Source organism: Candidatus Edwardsbacteria bacterium (assembly GCA_031082425.1).
GTDB lineage: Bacteria > Edwardsbacteria > AC1 > AC1 > EtOH8 > UBA2226.
Map to the genome: position 1 here is coordinate 305,941 of JAVHLB010000001.1, position 17,248 is coordinate 323,188.

A 17,248-nucleotide genomic window follows, 5' to 3' on the forward strand; every position below is an offset into this window, starting at 1 on the left:
TCTCCGGCTCGGGGCCTGGCGGACCAGTATTCGGACATGGATGTGGTCCTGTATTGGAAAAAACTGGATGCTAATTGGATCAAAAGCCACCCGCTGAAGAAGCTGGGATGCAAAATGATAACATTATTGGACATGCCGGAAGAACAGGCAATACTGGAGATATATACCCTGGATGGCTTGATCGTTGAGATAGGCCATGCTACCGCGGACTCCTTGCAAATGGAAATCAAGGAAGTGACGAAGGATTTCCAGGTAAAGCCACCGATAATAAATTCCATCGGCGGATTCATGGATGCCATGCCCCTGGCGGGGAAAGACAGGTATCTAGCTGTCAAAGCCGCCATCCCAAAATATCCCAAAGAGCTTGCCAAGAAAGCAATAGAACAGAACCTGGGATTCTTCTGGAAGGGGTGTCTGAAGGGTCAAGGATTGAAACGGGGGGAATTGCTTTTTGTGTATGATGCCATGTCTTTCACGCTGAAGAAACTGATCAACATCCTGGCTGCGCTGAACGGACTGTATTTTTGGGCTGGCGAGCCAAGATGGATAGAGTTCCGGGCACAGAAGATGAAACTATGCCCGCCAAATCTTTGGCCCAGGATCAAACGCATGTATTCTGACCCACCGGACAAAGCCCTATCCGAACTAGAACGTCTGCAGGAGGAAATTATAGTTCTGGTATCGCGTCACAAGCCCGAAGTCGACATGACCAGAGCAACAAAGTTCGATGAGCTTCGGGTGCAGGCCACAGCAAAGCGGCCAAGGTTGAAATATCAAATGAAAGAATAGTTAATATTTTTGTAGGAGATCCGATGTTCGAGATTCTAGAAAAAATTCTGGCCGGGGCAGGAGGCGATTTTGCAGACATCCGCTACGAAGTGATGCAAGAGACCGCTATCAGTTTCAGCGGCAAGGAATTGACCACCCTGTCAACCAACTCCACCGACGGCTATGTGGTCCGGACCCTCGACAAAGGGGGCATGGCCACGGTGGCTTTTACCAAGCAGGCCGAAGCCGGACAGGCAATCAAATCAGCGATAGAAAATGCCAGGCTTTTTGCTAAAAATACGGCGAAACCGATACAACTGGCCAAGACCAAAGTCGTCCAAGATACAGTTTCACCGAAACTGGGCGAGGATCCACGGCAGCTATCCATGGCCGAAAAACTGGAGCTGGTGAGAAAGTATAATGATATTCCGCTGGCGCAGCCGAAAGTGGTCAATACCACTATCGGATACAGCGAGGTCCACCGGAGGAAGTATTACCTGAACAGCGAGGGCAGCCGGATCCAGGAGGACCTAGTGACCACCAGCGTCCGGGGCTTGATCACCGCCAAGGAAGGAAATCTTACCCAGAATATCCGGGTAGCCGTGGGCGGCAGCGACGGTTTCGGCAGCATCCGGGGTCAAGAGCAGCATTTTGAAAAACAGACAAAACTGGTATTGGACCTGCTGCAGGCCCAACCGGTAAAAAGCGGGGTCTATCGATGCATCATCAACCCAAGCTTGGCCGGCGTTTTTGCCCACGAGGCTTTTGGCCACTTTTCGGAAGCCGACATAATTGAGACCTTGCCGGCCATGAGACAGAGAATGAAGCTGGGGACCCGGCTGGGAAGCGGGATCCTCAATATCATCGACGATGCCACCCGGCCAGGACAGCTGGGGTTCTACAAATACGATGACGAAGGGGTCCTGGTGCGGCCGACCCAGCTGATCAAGAATGGGGTGCTGGTCGGCAGGCTGCACTCCAGGAGAACCGCAGCCGAATTCGGAGAACCGCTCAGCGGGCATTGCGTGGCCGAAGATTACCGGTATGCTCCCATCGTTCGCATGGGCACCATTTACATAGAGCCGGGAGAAAATAGCTTTAACGACTTGCTTCGGATAACAGGCGACGGGCTGTACCTGCTGGACGCCAAGGGCGGCCAGACAGCCGGGGAGAATTTTACCTTCGGGGCCAATTACGGCTACGAGGTCAAGAACGGCAGGGTCGGCCGGATGGTCCGGGATATAAATATCTCCGGCAACCTTTACCAAACATTGATGGACATCCAGGCGGTGGGCAACGATCTGGAACTTTCCAAGACCGGCGGCTGCGGCAAGGGGCAGACCAATATCCGTTCCTGCAACGGCGGCCCGCACATCATCATCGATAACCTGGTAGTGGGAGGCATTTAATGGAAAAGCTTTTGGAAATGGCCAAAAAGGCTGCTGACCAGGCCGAGATTTACTCAGCAGAAAATATTTCTAATGTGGTATCCTTTCAGGACGCCAAGCTGTATAAGATAGAAACCAATTTTCTGTCCGGCATCTCATTGCGGATAATCAAGGACGGCCGGCTGGGTTTTGCCTATACCCGGAACTTGATCGACCGCCAGGAGTTTTTGGACAATGCTTTGCATTCTCTGGAGGGCGGAGTGGAGGCTCCGTACGATCTACCGGACACCAAAGCCACCAAAAACCTTGATACCTATGACCCGAAAATAAAGACCACAACCAGTAGCGAATTGATAGATGAAGCCCAACGAATCTGCGATACTCTCAAATCCAAGGCAAAAGCCGAGATAAGGGCTGTTGCCTTTACCGAGCAGGATTCACTGCGAATATTAAACAGCCAAGGCACGGACATCAGCCGGCAGAGCTCCATTGCCGGAACCTACGGCAGTACCATCTTCCCAGGTTCGGGCAGCGGGATAGACAGGCAACATCAGAATAAGCGGCTGGAAAAAATGCCGGAGGCCCTGATCACAGAAATAATCGAACTATTTGGTAAGGGACAGAAGACGATCGAACCAAAAGGCGGCAGGATGAAGGTTCTGTTCATGCCCGACAGCATGATCACCCTGCTATGGCGGATCACCAGCGGTCTCAGCGGCCGCAGCATTTACGAGAATATTTCTCCTATCGCCGGCAAGACGGGACAAAAGATATTCAGCCAGAAACTGACCATCACCGATGATCCCCTGAACGACAACTATCCCCTGGCCCGGGCCTTTGACGATGAGGGGGTGGCCTGCAACCAGCTGACGCTGATCGACCAGGGGGTATTAAAAAGTTTCTACTACGACCTTAAGTATGCCAAAAAGCTGGAAGTTCCCTCTACGGGTCACGGCTACCGGAGCGGCCCCTGGGGCGGAGATCCCGTCACCACCAAGCCGGGACCGTTCCCGGCACACCTTTTCATCAAGCCCGGAAACGCTGCATTGGCCAAACTGATCTCGATGATGGATCGAGGCATCATTGTCGAAGGGGCGCTGGGAGCCCATAGCGGGAACATTCCCAACGGGGATTACTCGATTGGGGTCGGTCCGGGGCTGTATGTGGAGAACGGCCAGATAGTGGGCCAAATCAAAGATGCCATGGTGACAGGGAATATCTACGAAACACTGACCAATGTGGTAGAGCTGGGAGACACCCTGTATCCGTCGTTCGGCGGAGCCTGGGTTCCTCCACTGCTGTGCGAGGGGGTTTCCGTCACAACCAAAAAACAATAATTGTACAGTTATTTTAATTAGGAGACGGCGATGAAAAGAATCATTTTTTCTGCGGCTTGTCTGCTGGCACTATTTTCGTTTATTCCCGCAATGGCGGTTGAGACCGACATACAGACTGCAATACAGGCCGGCGACCTGACGGCGGTAAAGAAGATTGTTGAAAAAGATAAAACCACCATAAAGGTTCCCAATGCCCGAGGCCGTCTGCCCCTTCATACAGCCTGCTTTGAGGGGAAGTTGGATATCGTTAAATATTTGCTGAAAAAGGGTTCTTCCGTAGCTGAACGCGATACCAGCTACCAATTGACGCCGCTCCATTTTGCCGCCTGGAACGGACACGTTGATGTGGCCAAGTACCTATTATCAAAAAAAGCCGACCTTAATGCCCGGGAAAGCGACAACGAAACTCCTTTGTATTACGCCGCAGCCCTGGGGCGATTACCCATGATAGAATTTCTGGTTTCCCGGGGAGCCGATGTCAACGATACATTAAGCCGGGTAGGCAATACGGTAGTCTCCCTGGCAATGGAACGGCGGCAGGCGGAGGCAGTAAAATTGTTGATCAGCCTGGGTGCTTCAACCAAGTTAAGCCCTAAGAGTCAATATCCCCCCAACTGGACATTAATGCATACTGCTGCCTGGGAGGGCGGCAAAGATCTGATATATCTTTTGGCAGATCATAAAACTCCGGTTGATCAGAAATCCATTGACGGCAGAACGCCATTGCACAATGCCTGTTCGCAGGGGAACATTAATGGCGCAAAAGCTCTACTAGCCAGAGGGGCCGATGTCAATGCATCTGCTTCTAACGGAGGGGAACCGCTATCCCTGGCGGTATCAAGGGGTTTTGCCGAGCTTACGGACATCCTTATTAAATCCGGCGCTGATGTCCAATGGGTGGATTCATCCAGCAGGCGTACTCTTTTGCACTGTGCTGTTATCAAAGGCTACGGCGATATTGCCGGTCTGCTGATAGAAAAAGGGGTCGTGGTCAACGCCAAGGACAGGGATGGCAAGACAGCACTAGATTATGCCGCCCAATACGGCCAGATCGCCTGCACAACGCTGCTGAAAACAAAAGGAGCCAAAGGAAACAAACAGGCGGAGAAAGAGGGTAAGATCGCTCCGATATCCAAAACGCTAAAAAACGGCGAAGCAGTTGTTTGGTATCTGGGACATAGCGGATGGGCGGTGAGGACCAGCGGTCATTTAATGGTGTTCGATTATTTCAAAGGGGACCGCCAATCGGATAATCCGGGCCTGGCCAACGGCTCCATCGCCCCCGCCGAGCTGAATGGTCTTAAGGTCATCGTCTTCGCTTCGCACGTCCACGCCGATCATTACATGCCGGCCATCTTCGACTGGAGAAAGGACCTGAATGATATCACCTATGTGATGGGATTTTCTCCCCGGGACAGGGAGGGCTTTGTTCAGCTGGCGGCTCATGAGAGTCGGAGCATTGGAGGAGCCGAAGTCACGGCCATCGAGTCCAACGACAGTGGCCAGGGATTCCTGGTCACTGTCGACGGGGTCACCGTCTGCCATCCCGGGGATCACGCCAACCGCAAAAGGGATTTTTCCGAACCATACAAGGAAGAAATAGATTTTATGGCCGGACTGAACCGGCCGGTAGATGTTTTGTTCACTCCGGTGACCGGGTGCAATTTCGGGGATGTGGTGGCGGTGCGGATGGGGGCACTCTACGCCATAGAGAAACTGCGGCCCCGGGCGGTGTTTCCCATGCACGCCGGAGATGGAGGCCAGGCCTACCGCGAATTCGCCCGGGAGGCCAGAAAAGAGGGCATAAAGGTTCCCGTCAACTGCCCGGATTTCAGCGGCGACCGGTTCGAGATATTGCCTCTTACCGCGACAAAGACAGCACATTAGATTTTTGATATATTCCGCCCGAAAAAGTAAAAGCCCCGCCTTACAGCGGGGCTTTTATCTTGGAGATCTTCCTGAGCCGTTCCAGTTCGTTGGGCTTGCAGGGCCGGGTTTGGCCGACCGGAGTATTGTCCAGCCTCAGCGGTCCGAAGGCGACCCTCTTCAGATGGTCCACATGGAGGTTGAGGGCCCGAAGCATCATCCGCACTTCGCGCTTCTTCCCCTCCTTGATGGTGATCTCCAGCAGGGTGTTGTTCTTGGGCCGGTCGATCGACAGGATCTTCACCTGGGCCGGGTCATAGGATTCCCCCAGGTAATCAACCCCCTTTCTTAACGGCTCGATGTCGCTGTCGCGCAGGATCCATCGGACCAGGGCCTGATAGGTCCGGGGGAGCTGGTTGCGGGGATGGGTGAGATATTCTATCATGTCCCCGTCGTCGGTCAGCAGCAGCAGCCCCTCGGTGTCCTTGTCCAGCCGTCCCACGTATTTCAGCTTTCTCAGGTTCGGGGGGAGCAGGTCATAAATGGTCTTTCTCCCCTCGGGATCGCTCTTGGAGCAGAGGCAGCCGGCCGGCTTGTTGAATATGAAGTAACCGGCCCGCTGCGGCAGGCGCAAGGTTTTTCCGCCGACGTTGACGATATCGTTGTAGATGTCTATCACCGTGCCCAGCTGGTCGACCACTTTGTCGTTGACCCGCACCTGTCCACGGGATATCATCTCGTCGGCCTTGCGGCGGGAGGCCGCGCCGCACATGGAGAGATATTTGTTCAACCGGGCCTTGGTCTGGCTCATTCGATCACCACCTTATGATATCCTTTCTTTCCTTTTCGGACCATCATCATCCCGTCCTTAAACAGGTCGCCGGTGACCTTCAGGTCGATGCTCTCCACCTGGGTGGAGTTCACATACAGCCCGCCCTGGGCGATGAGCCGCCGGCCCTCGCTTTTGGTGGGTATGATCTGACAGGCGAAAAGAACCTCGATGATGCTTTTGCCCAGAAGGTCTTTGGCTATCGGCGAGGTGGGGACATCCTGCAGATCGGCCCCGCCCTCGAACAGGGTCTCGGCGGCCTTTTGGGCCTTTTGGGCCTGGTCCTCGCCGTGCACCGTCTTGGTCAGCTCGTAGGCCAGCACTTTTTTGGCCTGGTTGATCTCCTGGTCCTTCAGGCCGCCCAAACGATCGACCTCGTCCATCGGCAGAAAGGTCAGCAGGGCCAGGCACCTTTTGACCTCGCTGTCGGCCACGTTGCGCCAGTACTGGTAAAAATCGTAGGGCGGGGTCTTTTGGGGGTCCAGCCAGACGGCGCCCTTTTCGGTCTTGCCCATCTTTTTGCCGTCGCTGGTGGTCAGCAGGGTAAAGGTCATCCCGAAGACCGGCTTGGCCTCGATCTTGCGCACCAGCTCCACCCCGGCGATGATGTTGGACCACTGGTCGTCCCCGCCCAGCTGCAGGGTGCAGTGATGCCTGCGGTACAGCTCCAGAAAATCGTAGCCCTGCATCACCATGTAGTTGAACTCCATGAAGGTCAGGCCGCTCTCCATTCTGGTCTTGAAGCATTCGGCCTGCAGCATCCGGTTGACCGAAAAGTGCGAGCCGATGTCCCTCAGAAAATCAACGTAATTGAGCTTCAGCAGCCAGTCGGCATTATTGGCCATGATCGCTTTGCCATCCGAGAAATCAATGAATTTCTCCATCTGTTTCTTGAAGCATTCGGCGTTGCGGGCGATATCCTCCCGGCCCAGCATCTTACGCATGTCGCTCTTGCCGGAGGGGTCGCCCACCATGGTGGTGCCGCCGCCCAGCAGGGCAATGGGCCGGTGGCCGTGCCGCTGCATGTGGCCCATCACCATCAGCTGCAAAAAATGGCCGATGGTCAGGCTGTCGGCGGTGGGGTCGAAGCCGATGTAAAAGGTGACCTTCTCCTTCTCCAGAAGCTGGCGGATCTCATCCTCATGGGTCATCTGCTGGATGAAACCGCGTTCTTTTAAGACATCGAAAACAGACATAACTTGAAAATCCTTTGATCTTTAAACGAGAGTAAGGATACCACTTTTACCGGCCAAATGCAAATGAAAAGCCCCGCCGGGAAGGCGGGGCTGACCTCACCCCGCCCTCTCCTAAAGCATTAGGAGAGGGTTTAAGTTTATTTTATCAGCACCATCTTCCTGGTGATGTTCTTCTCCCCGGCCTGCAGGCGGTAGATGTATATCCCGGCCGAGACCTTTTGTCCCTTGTCCGATCGTCCGTCCCAGGTTGCATTATAATAGCCCGGAGTCTTGTTAACATTCACTAGTGTTTTCACCAGCTGTCCGGTGATGTTGTAGATCTTCAGGCTGACCGGAACGGGGCCATTTCCGCCGATCTGATAGCTGATATTGGTGCCGGAGTGCCCGAAGGGGTTGGGGGCGTTCTGGGCCAGGAAGAAGCTTAAGGCACTGCCGGAATGCGTTCCGCCCGCGCCTTCGGCATAAGTGAATACCGTGGCTATATCTCCTTCAATAGGCGGGCGGGGGCCGGAGCAATATATACGCCAGATATCGCCGGTCTCCGGGCGGTTGGGCCAATCCATTCTCCGTAAAGTAATGTAAGGTTTATTGAAATAGACAGTGATGCCGCAGATCTGCATTCCATAAGCATCGGCGCTGGTGGAGGTGGCTATCCAGGCCGAGGAGGTGCTGGAGGTGGGGTTAAAGCACCATGAGCTTTGGGTCATGTTGGCTTTGGTGACGCCGGTCTCCAGCGGGACCAAAATATTATTGGTCAGATCCCAGACCTCGGCGGTCAGGCCGGTTAAGGTGTCCTTCCACCGGATCTCGAAATCGGAACCGCGCCATTGCCACAGGCAGACATATTCGGAGAAAATGCCTGTATTAAATATTACACTTACGCTATCCAACGGATAAGTCCTGCTCCCGCTGGGATTTTCACTGATATTGAAACTGTCGATATCCGCATCATATTTGTCAAATGTATAATACGGCTGCAGGGCGATTCCCCCAAAAGGAAGCTGAGAATAAGCCGGGCCGCTGAATATTCCGTAGGGAATAAAAGTATAACCATAGTATCCCGAGGACCATGACGGGATTATTCCCACCGAATCCAGCAGAACATTGCCGGAGCTGTATAATTTTCCGGTATAGTGCGGATTGCGATTAAGCCCGGAAACCACTTTCTGCACGGGGTTCCAGTGGATCTTAAAGCTGTCGTTTTGAACCGCCGAGGGATTTCCCACCGTGGCGTTGTAAAAATAATCGGTGGTCCCGCCATAACGAATATCGGATCCGCCGTCCACCCGGATGCTGATATTGGGCGGGATATATCCCGGATCGTTAGCCAGCGGAACCACCGAGCGGGCAATGGCCAGAGGATCGCTGGACATGGTGGTGGGGCATTTATGGGTGAAATACACGTTGGGCTGGTAGTCATACGCAACCACGGAATAGTAATAGGTCTGTCCATTGATCAGGCCGCTGTCTATCAGACAATAGGCCAGGCCCCGGTCGGTGCCGAGGGTGTCGTATTTGGGCAGGTAATAAACGGTATCCGGGGTGGCATAGATGTTTTTACCTATATCCAAAACTATCTGATAACCGTCGACCTTGTCATAAAAATAACCGAAGGCCCCGCTGGTGCCGTAATTGACGCTTCCCACCGGGCTTCTTTTTGAAGGATCGGCCAGGTCGGCCAGGCTGGCTGCCCGGTAAACCAGGTATCCCTGAAAGTCATACGGCTCATACAGGGATCTGTGGTTATAGAAGGCGTTGACAGTGTCGCCGCCATTGGCCGGCTGGGCAGCATCCCGGGCGATCCTGATATAGCTGGTTGATAACTTATCCTTAACCTCAAAGCTGTCGACCAGCAGCTGGCTGGCCGAGGACAGCTTGCTCCAGGAGCCGGGGAAATAGGTGTTCCAGCTTTTAACATCCGCCAGCATGGCCCAATAGGGGTCGGGGGTGGTCTCGACGGCCTTGTTCCAGCTCAGGCAGGCTTTGCCGTCCCCGGCGGTGGCGGTAAAGACAAAGGAGGGGGATGCGGGTGGATCGGCCAGGGCGAAACCATTGTCATATATGGTTTGGGCCACATCCGAGGCGGTCTTAAGGGCGGTGGTATCCAGCGCCCCGATGATGCCGATGCAGGTGGTGACTGTCGAATCTGGCTTTAAAACAAACGGCCCGCTGGACATGATAAAACGCTTGTCGGCCGGAGTAATGGCTCCCCATTCATCGTATGCATCCATCACCATGCCCCACTGATCTAAACCAGACATCATCAAATATCGCTCTGCATCGGTGCTGGGAGCAGTCTGCAGGGTTACAATTTTAAAGGCGGTCAGGCCCAAGGCTGAACCGGGCAGGATGTCATGGGCAAACTGGTTATCTACCACATGCACCGTTGCCCCGGTATTATTGATCGGGCTCTCAAAATACCTGAAACCCACCATACCGGTCTCCGGCCAGCCGCTCTCGGGTTCGCTCTGGAACTGGATGGCCAGGTTGCGCTGATAGTCGAATATGGTCCGGTCGTTGCCGGAGGTTCCAGACTCATCTCCGATGTCGCAGTCGGCATAGGGGCCGGTATAAGCTTTGTCCAATATCTGATCGGAAAGGTTCTTTATCTTGAAATAAAAGAAGACGATGTCGTTGTTATCGGCATAATTCCAGGCATAGCTGAACTGCTCCACCAGAATACCAAGAGTGGAATCGCCCGAAAAGGTAAAGTCGGGATTCTGGTCACTGTATTTGCAATAGCTGTCCTGCCGGGACCGGACAACCTTGTTCCCGGCGCTGTCCAGCACCGGCCAATAATATAGATCTGTGGGGTCGGTGGAAAGGTACACCCTGGCCAGGGGATCGGTAAGATAATCCTCGTAACTATTATCCAGGCTGACCGGCCCGAATTCATGGCCGCCGCTGCCGTTAAAGCCAGCAGCCACGATTTTATTTCCGGCGGTATCCTGGGCTCCCACCCACAGCCCGGCGCCATAGATATATCCCCGGCCCGACCCGGCCGGCCAGAAGGCACCGCTGCCAGTCTGTGGTTTTACAAAAGGCCCGTAATTGGTGGTGTATATTTCCCAAGCGTTGGCATTGAGGACCTTTTGGGACATAACCTTTGTCACGGTGATCTTTTTTCCTGGTACGGTGGCGGCCAGGGCCAGGGCGGCGGTCAAAACCAGGGAATATATTGCGATTAACCAACGAAATATTTTCATGGTAATCTCTATTAATAATGGTGACAGGATCGTCAAAATGCTATTCGATCGATATTAAACCTCCGGGCAATATTTGTCAAGAACTATTTTATTATCGTTCATCCGGCCAGGCCGGTTTGACAAATATACCAATATTCCGTATAATCACGGCATGCCAAACCTGCTTTATGCCGATAACAAGGGGCGGATATTCGATTCCCCCCAACACCAGGCCCTGGGCCTGTCCGGCGGGGACTTTGTTCCCATCCCGGCCGGGGAGATGATCCCCCTGCCGGAGGGCAGCGAGCTGTTCGTGATAAAAAAGGGGATCATCGTTTCCGAGTTCGACGGCAATCAGGTCTATCTGGAGAAGCTGGGCAACAAAAAGGTCTACCCGGTGGCGGCCTTCATGCCGGCCGGCTATACCCGGAGCCTGATGCCGGCCTATCTGGAGCGGTCATCCGATCCCCTGCTGCCGCTGTGGTCCTACACCGCGGTGGCCTGGCATAAAGGGAAGATCTGCGGGGCGGCCAGATTGGTGGCCAGGAACCCCAAGGCCGACCCCGAACTGCACAGCCCGGAGCAGGACAAGAAGCTGATAAAATTAGTCGGGCAGCGTTTGAAACTGGAGCCGGATAACCGGCTGTTAAAACAGCTGGCCCGCTGTGCTTTGGAGTATCACTGCTTTGCCGGGAAGAACACCTTTTACCGCCGCTGGGAGCTGCCCCTGCCCACCTCGCCGTCCTGCAACGCCCGGTGCCTGGGCTGCCTGTCCTGGCAGCCGGCCGGCAAGGACGGCTGCTGCGCCTCGCAGGACCGGCTGGCCTTCGTGCCCAGCCCGCAGGAGATCGCCGCCATCGCCATACCCCATCTACAGAATGCCCCTTCGCCCATCGCCAGCTTCGGCCAGGGCTGCGAGGGGGAGCCGCTGCTGCAGTCGGAGACCATCGGAAAGTCCGTCAAACTGATACGAAAACAGACCGACAAGGGGACCATCAACCTGAACACCAACGGCTACAGTCCTAGTAAGATAAAGACCCTGGCGGCGGCCGGGCTGGATTCGGTGCGGATCAGCCTGAACTCCTCGCTCAAAAAATGCTACGATGCCTACTACCGGCCGGTCAATTATGAATATTCCGATGTCATTAAGAGCATCCGGACGGCCAAGGCCGAAGGACTTTTCGTCAGCATCAACCTGCTGGTATTTCCGGGATACACCGATAGGGAGCGGGAGGCCGAGGGGCTTTTAAGATTGTTTGCCCAGCATAAGGTGGACATGGTCCAGATGAGGAATCTGTCCATCGATCCCTGGTGGTACATCCGGACCATCCCCCGGCCCCAGGGCCGGGCCATGGGCATCGCGGAGCTGATCAGATCATTCAAGAAGGAACTGCCCAAGACAAAGATAGATTATTTCAATCCTTTCCTGGGATAAATAAAAAGAGGCCTGGGTAACCAGGCTTCTTTTTAGACCACCCCTTTAATCCCTCCTTGATCAAGGAGGGGACGGATGGGTGGTGTTTATTGTAGGGACATGCTCCGCCATGTCCCTACGTTATTATTTACAGCAGGACGATTTCCGGCGGCGGAACAGCGACAGCCCGCCGAAACCGCTGATGACCGCAATATAGAACCCGAAGTCGTACAGCCAGCCGTTGTTGAAAACCTCATAAAGCCGGATGTTCTTCTTGAAAATACTCATGATCAGCGAGATGGGGGCCACCCAGCCATGCCAGATGCCCCAGAAGAAACCGGCCGGCCTCTGAACGGTGTTATGCCCGTCGCCGGGGATGCAGCCGGCCAGGGTGGCCAGGCCGACGAACAGGATGGCGGCCAGGAGGTATTTTTGATGTTTTAACATGGTCTCTCCCTAAAAAGTTAATTGATTATGGGATCTAAGACGGCCCGGGGCCGTCCAGTTCGTCAATCCGCTTCCGGTTTTCGGCGGTGGGGGCCAGCAAAGAGGCCTGTTTGAGGGCCTCCAGGGCGTCAAGCCTGTCCCGGGGTCCTTGGCGCAGTTTCCACACCCAGTAAAGGACCTCGGCCCGGCGGGGCGGCGGCAGGGGCTGGTCCAGCAACTTCAGCAGATCCTCTGCCGCCGGGCCGGGGGCATCGACCGCCATGATCCGCGCTTCCAGTATCCGGCAGTCCAGGACGTATTCCTGGTCGTGGTATTTCTGGGCCAGCTCCAGGAATATTTTGCAGTGCTCCCGGGCGGAATCGAGATTCCCCCGGCCCAGCTCCAGGGCGGCCAGGCCCCGGTAGGCTCCCATGTAGAACGGCTCCTGGCTTTTCTCCCGGCCGATGGCGATGGAATTATGGAAGGCTATTTCGGCCGATCCCGGCCGCCCCAGCGCCAGCCGGCAATCGCCTATCTTCTGCCAGAGAGAGGGCAGGGAGAGGCGCGATCCCATCTTGTCCACCAGCTCCACCGCGCCCATAAAGATGGATTCCGCCTCGGCGTGGTTCCCCATCAGCGCCAGGATCTCGCCCGACTTCTCGTCGGCGGTGGCGGTCATGTTAAGATTGTTCATGGCCTGGCTGTGTTCCCGGGCCTGGGCATAGCTGGCCAACGCTCCCGGGTAATCGCCCCGGGCCGCCAGCAGGTCTCCCAGGCTGCCGAAGGACTGGCAGAGCCCCAGCCGGTCGCCCATCTTGCGGGACAGTTCCTGCTTCTGCCTGAGGTGGACCTCGGCCTGCTCCGGATCGCCGGAGTACAGGTATGCCAGGCCCAGGTTGCCGTGGGCCAAAGCCACCCCGGCCAGGTCGTCCAGCCGGGCGGATGATTCCAGCAGGCGGTGGAAATAATCCAGCGCGGTCTTATAGTCGCCGCGCATGGCGTAGATGATGCCGATATTGCCGTTGGCCCGGTTCTCCGACCGAAGGTCCCCGGCCCGGCGGGCCAGTTCCTGGCCGGCCCGGTAGTTCTCCAGGGCGCCGTCCAGGTCTCCGAAGTGTTCGCAGGCATAACCCATGTTGTAAAGGACCGAGATCATGATGATATCGCCCGGCCATCGGGAGAGCACCAGCTGGGCCTCCTTCATGGTGTCCAGGGCCTCCTGCCTTACCCCGCGGTAGGAGAGGATGTTGCCCAGCTGGTTGAGAAAGAGCCCCCGGTGATATTCGTCGCCCAGCTCCCGGCAGGCGGTGAACCCCTGGCGGCAGACCTCCTCGGCCCCGGCCCACTGACCCTGGCGGAAGCGGACCTCCATGGTGGCCAGATGCACCTGGGCGGGATAATAACGCCCCCGGCCGCCGCCTATCCACAGCAGACGGGCTTTGCAGGGGTGTTTTTTATTTCGGCGGTCGGCTGACATGCAATGATCCAATATCCGCCTTTTGATCAGTCGAACCAGCTGGGCCGGGGATGGATCCTCAGGAATTCCCCCTCCCGCACCAGCACCACCGCTGAGGGAATGCCGTTGACCAGCACTCCGACGTGGATATGGTCGCCATGGTCCTTCTGGCTTTTATATTCGGTATCCTTCCAGGCCCGGGCCCACAGGTCGTCGCGCTCCAGGCTTTCCTCCAGATCCTGCTGCTCCTTCTCCAGGGTGTAATCGGCGATCTGCTCCCTGAGGGCCGGGTCGATCCCCAGCTTCTCCAGCAGGCCGATGCCGGCCCGCATCTTGATGATGGCCTTGGCGTCGCCGTTGCGGTAGGCTTGGGAGTAGGACTTGATGAACTCCTGGGCGGTGGGGCAGTCGGTCCTGACCCCGCAGCCGGCCAGGGCGGCCAGGCCGATGAACAGGAGGGCGGTCCAAAGGACATTCTGATGTTTCATTCTTTCTCCAGGCAATGGATATTAATTTTTATGGGATAGATTGCAGGGGCAAGCCAGAAATTATTCCTACCATCGAATAATTTAACAGCGCAGGATCAGCACCACGATGATGACGGCGATCACCGCGAACAGGCCCAGCCCCAGCCGGGTATCCCGGGCCTTGGACCGGGCGCTTTTGTCCAGCCGCTCCCGGAACAGCTGCAGGGCCTTTGATATCTCCTGGTCCCGGGGCCGCAGCTGCAGCTTGGTGATCACCGCCTCCAGCCGCCCGCAGGCGGCATCGCTGCGGCCGGAGCGGACCTCGGCGTCGTTGATCAGAGAGATGCACTTGAGTCCGGCGTCCATCAGCAGGTTGGCGTCGTCCGGCAGGTAGCCGTTCTTGATCAGCAGCAGCTGTTTTTCCCAGGGGCTGTTGACGATCAGTCGGTGCAGCTCATCCAGGGCCTGGCGCTGCCGCTCCACGGTGTCGGTCATGCCCACCAGGGCCCCGCAGAAATCGCAGATCAGGCCGGTGAAGGCGGCCCCGCAGTGGGGGCAGTTGGATTTGGTCATAGGATCATCTCTCGATTGGGGGCGGGTTTAAAACCCGCCCTTACTGTTGGGGCAATTCATGAATTGCCTTTACGGATGTTTCACTCCACCACGAAGGTCAGTCTTATCAGTCCGGGTTCCACCAGGTTCCAGGTCCTGATATGAAGCCGGCCGATCTCCGAGGTGTTCTTTACATGCGGGCCGCTGCAGGGGGTGATCACGTCTTGGCCGATGCGCACCAGCCGGACATCCTGGGCGCCCTCCGGCAGGCGGTGCAGGGAACAGTAGGCGGCGGCCTCGGCGGCGGTCATCTGTTCAAAGGTGACATCAAGGTTCTGAGAGATGATCCCGTTGGCCTTGGCCTCGGCCTGAGCGATGATCTGCTCCAGGGGCAGGCCGCTCTGGACGCTGAAATCACAGCGGACCTTGGTGCCCTTGAACCGGGTGTCCAGCAGTTTGCCGTTAAAGAGCTGTCCGAAGACCGCAGTCAGTATGTGTTCCGCCGAATGCTGGCGGGGATCGGTGGCTGGCATAATTTATTTTACCTTATTGAACCGCCAAGACGCCAAGATCGCCAAGGTATTTTAAATTTAAGGCTTTGCGTACTTCGCGTCTTCGCGGTAAAAGGTTCCCGTTAACTATGTCAATTCCTTGGCCATGATGATGCTGCGGAAATCCACCACCTCCCATTTGACCCGGTCCACCTGCTTAAAGCCCCAGCGCTGGTACATCTCTATCAGGTCCGTAGCGTTCTCGCAGGTGTCCAGGGCCAGGAATTTTACCCGGTTCTTTCTGCAATGGTCCTCCACCGTTTGGTACAGCCTTTTGCCCAGGCCGGTGCCCTGCAGGGCCGGCTCCACCCCGAACTGCCCGAAAAAGCTGACGTCTTCCCGGCGGTAGAACTCCGCCGGGGAATTTTTGTCCGGGCCGTAGACCGAGATGGTGCCCACCAGGGCATTGTCCTTGACGGCCAGGAAGGAGGTGCCCTTTTTTAGCCGCTTCTCGGTGACGGAGTCGTCCTGGCGGGAGGCCCAAAAGCGGACGCCCTGCCCGGCCGGCTTGGCGTAGGCCCGGTGCAGGAGGGCGGTGATCTCCGGGATGGAGTCGGTTGGCTGGTATGGGCGGATGAGGATATCCATAATCTTTTTTGGGACACGGATGAACACGGATCTTTTATGACCGTGACTTAATAAATCCGTGAAAATCAGTGTGCTATTAATCAGCTACAATTCCGTCTTTCATTTTTCCAAGGCTTCTGAATTCATTGACCGATATTATGCCAAAAATTAAAACACCCAGCAGAATGAACCATAGTTTGTCATTCTTGTAGGGGTCGTTCACCGGCAGGTTGAAGGCGGGGTTCGCTTTTGAATAAATGATGTTGACGTTAGCTCCTTCGGCCAGGGCCTCAAAATCGGCCAGGCGGACCTGGGTCATCTTGGGGATCAGCCCGAACAATACTTTTCTTTGGTACCGTTGTTTCCCCGCCTCAAATTCGTAAGCCAGGTAATACGACCTGCCGGTGCGGCTGGTGGCGGCCTCTTTGCCCACCACCCTGGCCGGGGCTTCGGCCCTGCTGATGGCTATCATTCCCTCGGTGAGGATCTTGTCGGCGGCCAGCAAGGCCAGGAATAAGGAAAGGATGAGAAACACATAAGCAAAAACCCGCCGCATGGCCGGCGGCACTGGCTTGGCGACAGCGTTTATTTGGTTGGTTTGGTTTTCCATTTAGCCTTTCAATTGGTGGTGGTAGGGGCGGGGGCATATTTTGAGGCATATTATTACTCAGGGTTTAGTATTATCAAATGCTTCAATTGGTAGCTTCTCTGCGTCAATGACATTAAAAGTTGAATCGAGTGTAAATATGTATTTTATCAACACCCTTTCTTTTTTTGGTCCCCGGGCACGGAAGGTATGGCCTATTTTATAACCCTTAAAATAGGGTTTGAATGTATCTTCCTCCGCATAATAATTTTTTGCAACCAAACGCCACAGGGCACCAATTTTTTCACCACTTATACCTTCATCTTCAGTAAAAACCCTATAAACCTTAAGATACTTTTCTTTCATCGGTAATTTAAAAAGCTGTTGTAGCTTGGCTTTAGAAGAATTTTTCTTTAAGGGTATCAATAAAGCACAAGAATCAAATACTTTGCTGGCCCTTGGTGTATCAAAATATTTCTCATAAAATACAGAATCAAGAGTATTCCAAGAAACACTTTCGTAGTAACTGGGATCATTAAGATATTGTCCGATATTTTTACTAACCGCTTTCTTTGCGTGGTCAAGGGGTGTTTTAGAGCAACCCGTCGCAACCAATAATAGCAATAAAGTGATCAGGCATTTCATGGGTGTTTCCTCGTT

The 17,248-nt window shown here is 55.2% G+C and carries 16 protein-coding genes; 5 read left to right on the top strand and 11 right to left on the bottom strand.

Features of this window, described 5'->3' with window-relative positions; all coding sequences use genetic code 11:
• Positions 1-36 precede the first annotated feature (36 nt).
• The 4 genes from RDU76_01460 to RDU76_01475 are packed head-to-tail and all read left to right on the top strand — an operon-like array spanning position 37 to position 5,380.
• On the top strand, positions 37-789 hold the full coding sequence (locus RDU76_01460; protein ID MDQ7797596.1) for a hypothetical protein: 753 nt from the start codon (positions 37-39) through the stop codon (positions 787-789).
• 23 nt (positions 790-812) lie between these two features.
• Entirely contained in the window at positions 813-2,177 is a 1,365-nt protein-coding gene (locus RDU76_01465) for a TldD/PmbA family protein (GenBank protein ID MDQ7797597.1), read from the top strand.
• Positions 2,177-3,493, top strand: a complete 1,317-nt coding sequence (locus tag RDU76_01470) for a TldD/PmbA family protein (protein MDQ7797598.1) — start codon at positions 2,177-2,179, stop codon at positions 3,491-3,493. Before RDU76_01465 ends, RDU76_01470 begins: the two co-directional genes overlap by 1 nt.
• Before the next feature lie 30 nt (positions 3,494-3,523).
• Positions 3,524-5,380, top strand: a complete 1,857-nt coding sequence (locus RDU76_01475; GenBank protein MDQ7797599.1) for an ankyrin repeat domain-containing protein — start codon at positions 3,524-3,526, stop codon at positions 5,378-5,380.
• A 40-nt stretch (positions 5,381-5,420) separates the two neighbouring features.
• Here RDU76_01475 and RDU76_01480 read toward each other — a convergent pair whose 3' ends face one another.
• The 3 genes from RDU76_01480 to RDU76_01490 form a co-directional block, all read right to left on the bottom strand.
• Positions 5,421-6,170: a pseudouridine synthase gene (locus RDU76_01480; GenBank protein ID MDQ7797600.1), complete on the bottom strand. Its 750-nt coding sequence runs from the start codon at positions 6,168-6,170 to the stop codon at positions 5,421-5,423.
• Entirely contained in the window at positions 6,167-7,384 is a 1,218-nt protein-coding gene (gene tyrS / locus RDU76_01485) for a tyrosine--tRNA ligase (GenBank protein MDQ7797601.1), read from the bottom strand. Before tyrS ends, RDU76_01480 begins: the two co-directional genes overlap by 4 nt.
• 137 nt (positions 7,385-7,521) lie before the next feature.
• Entirely contained in the window at positions 7,522-10,590 is a 3,069-nt protein-coding gene (locus tag RDU76_01490; protein MDQ7797602.1) for a T9SS type A sorting domain-containing protein, read from the bottom strand.
• Between the two features lie 151 nt (positions 10,591-10,741).
• Between RDU76_01490 and RDU76_01495 the strand changes: the two genes are divergently transcribed.
• The gene (locus RDU76_01495; protein ID MDQ7797603.1) at positions 10,742-12,004 is read left to right on the top strand and encodes a radical SAM protein; all 1,263 of its coding nucleotides are present in this window, start codon (positions 10,742-10,744) and stop codon (positions 12,002-12,004) included.
• A gap of 123 nt (positions 12,005-12,127) precedes the next feature.
• Here the strand turns inward: RDU76_01495 and RDU76_01500 are convergent, their stop codons facing one another.
• From RDU76_01500 to RDU76_01535, 8 genes are all read right to left on the bottom strand, one after another.
• Entirely contained in the window at positions 12,128-12,430 is a 303-nt protein-coding gene (locus RDU76_01500) for a hypothetical protein (protein ID MDQ7797604.1), read from the bottom strand.
• A 34-nt stretch (positions 12,431-12,464) separates the two neighbouring features.
• A complete protein-coding gene (locus RDU76_01505) occupies positions 12,465-13,886 on the bottom strand; it encodes a tetratricopeptide repeat protein (protein ID MDQ7797605.1) in 1,422 nt (473 codons plus the stop codon).
• 26 nt (positions 13,887-13,912) lie between these two features.
• Entirely contained in the window at positions 13,913-14,353 is a 441-nt protein-coding gene (locus RDU76_01510; GenBank protein MDQ7797606.1) for a hypothetical protein, read from the bottom strand.
• An 81-nt stretch (positions 14,354-14,434) separates the two neighbouring features.
• Positions 14,435-14,905 (bottom strand): hypothetical protein, encoded by a 471-nt coding sequence (locus RDU76_01515; protein MDQ7797607.1) that lies wholly within the window; start codon positions 14,903-14,905, stop codon positions 14,435-14,437.
• An 80-nt stretch (positions 14,906-14,985) separates the two neighbouring features.
• Positions 14,986-15,417 carry a hypothetical protein gene (locus RDU76_01520; GenBank protein ID MDQ7797608.1) on the bottom strand — a complete coding sequence of 144 codons (432 nt, stop codon included), beginning with the start codon at positions 15,415-15,417 and terminating at the stop codon, positions 14,986-14,988.
• Positions 15,418-15,522: 105 nt separating this feature from the next.
• Positions 15,523-16,023 carry a GNAT family N-acetyltransferase gene (locus RDU76_01525; GenBank protein MDQ7797609.1) on the bottom strand — a complete coding sequence of 167 codons (501 nt, stop codon included), beginning with the start codon at positions 16,021-16,023 and terminating at the stop codon, positions 15,523-15,525.
• Between the two features lie 76 nt (positions 16,024-16,099).
• Positions 16,100-16,612: a hypothetical protein gene (locus tag RDU76_01530; GenBank protein ID MDQ7797610.1), complete on the bottom strand. Its 513-nt coding sequence runs from the start codon at positions 16,610-16,612 to the stop codon at positions 16,100-16,102.
• A gap of 57 nt (positions 16,613-16,669) precedes the next feature.
• Entirely contained in the window at positions 16,670-17,233 is a 564-nt protein-coding gene (locus RDU76_01535; protein MDQ7797611.1) for a hypothetical protein, read from the bottom strand.
• Positions 17,234-17,248: the final 15 nt, after the last annotated feature.

Bases quoted from the DNA above. Each gene is read 5' to 3' on its own strand.
- RDU76_01460 (MDQ7797596.1), top strand. From the start codon at position 37: ATGGATGTGGTCCTGTATTGGAAAAAACTGGATGCTAATTGGATCAAA.
- RDU76_01465 (MDQ7797597.1), top strand. From the start codon at position 813: ATGTTCGAGATTCTAGAAAAAATTCTGGCCGGGGCAGGAGGCGATTTT.
- RDU76_01470 (MDQ7797598.1), top strand. From the start codon at position 2,177: ATGGAAAAGCTTTTGGAAATGGCCAAAAAGGCTGCTGACCAGGCCGAG.
- RDU76_01475 (MDQ7797599.1), top strand. From the start codon at position 3,524: ATGAAAAGAATCATTTTTTCTGCGGCTTGTCTGCTGGCACTATTTTCG.
- RDU76_01480 (MDQ7797600.1), bottom strand. From the start codon at position 6,170: ATGAGCCAGACCAAGGCCCGGTTGAACAAATATCTCTCCATGTGCGGC.
- tyrS (MDQ7797601.1), bottom strand. From the start codon at position 7,384: ATGTCTGTTTTCGATGTCTTAAAAGAACGCGGTTTCATCCAGCAGATG.
- RDU76_01490 (MDQ7797602.1), bottom strand. From the start codon at position 10,590: ATGAAAATATTTCGTTGGTTAATCGCAATATATTCCCTGGTTTTGACC.
- RDU76_01495 (MDQ7797603.1), top strand. From the start codon at position 10,742: ATGCCAAACCTGCTTTATGCCGATAACAAGGGGCGGATATTCGATTCC.
- RDU76_01500 (MDQ7797604.1), bottom strand. From the start codon at position 12,430: ATGTTAAAACATCAAAAATACCTCCTGGCCGCCATCCTGTTCGTCGGC.
- RDU76_01505 (MDQ7797605.1), bottom strand. From the start codon at position 13,886: ATGTCAGCCGACCGCCGAAATAAAAAACACCCCTGCAAAGCCCGTCTG.
- RDU76_01510 (MDQ7797606.1), bottom strand. From the start codon at position 14,353: ATGAAACATCAGAATGTCCTTTGGACCGCCCTCCTGTTCATCGGCCTG.
- RDU76_01515 (MDQ7797607.1), bottom strand. From the start codon at position 14,905: ATGACCAAATCCAACTGCCCCCACTGCGGGGCCGCCTTCACCGGCCTG.
- RDU76_01520 (MDQ7797608.1), bottom strand. From the start codon at position 15,417: ATGCCAGCCACCGATCCCCGCCAGCATTCGGCGGAACACATACTGACT.
- RDU76_01525 (MDQ7797609.1), bottom strand. From the start codon at position 16,023: ATGGATATCCTCATCCGCCCATACCAGCCAACCGACTCCATCCCGGAG.
- RDU76_01530 (MDQ7797610.1), bottom strand. From the start codon at position 16,612: ATGGAAAACCAAACCAACCAAATAAACGCTGTCGCCAAGCCAGTGCCG.
- RDU76_01535 (MDQ7797611.1), bottom strand. From the start codon at position 17,233: ATGAAATGCCTGATCACTTTATTGCTATTATTGGTTGCGACGGGTTGC.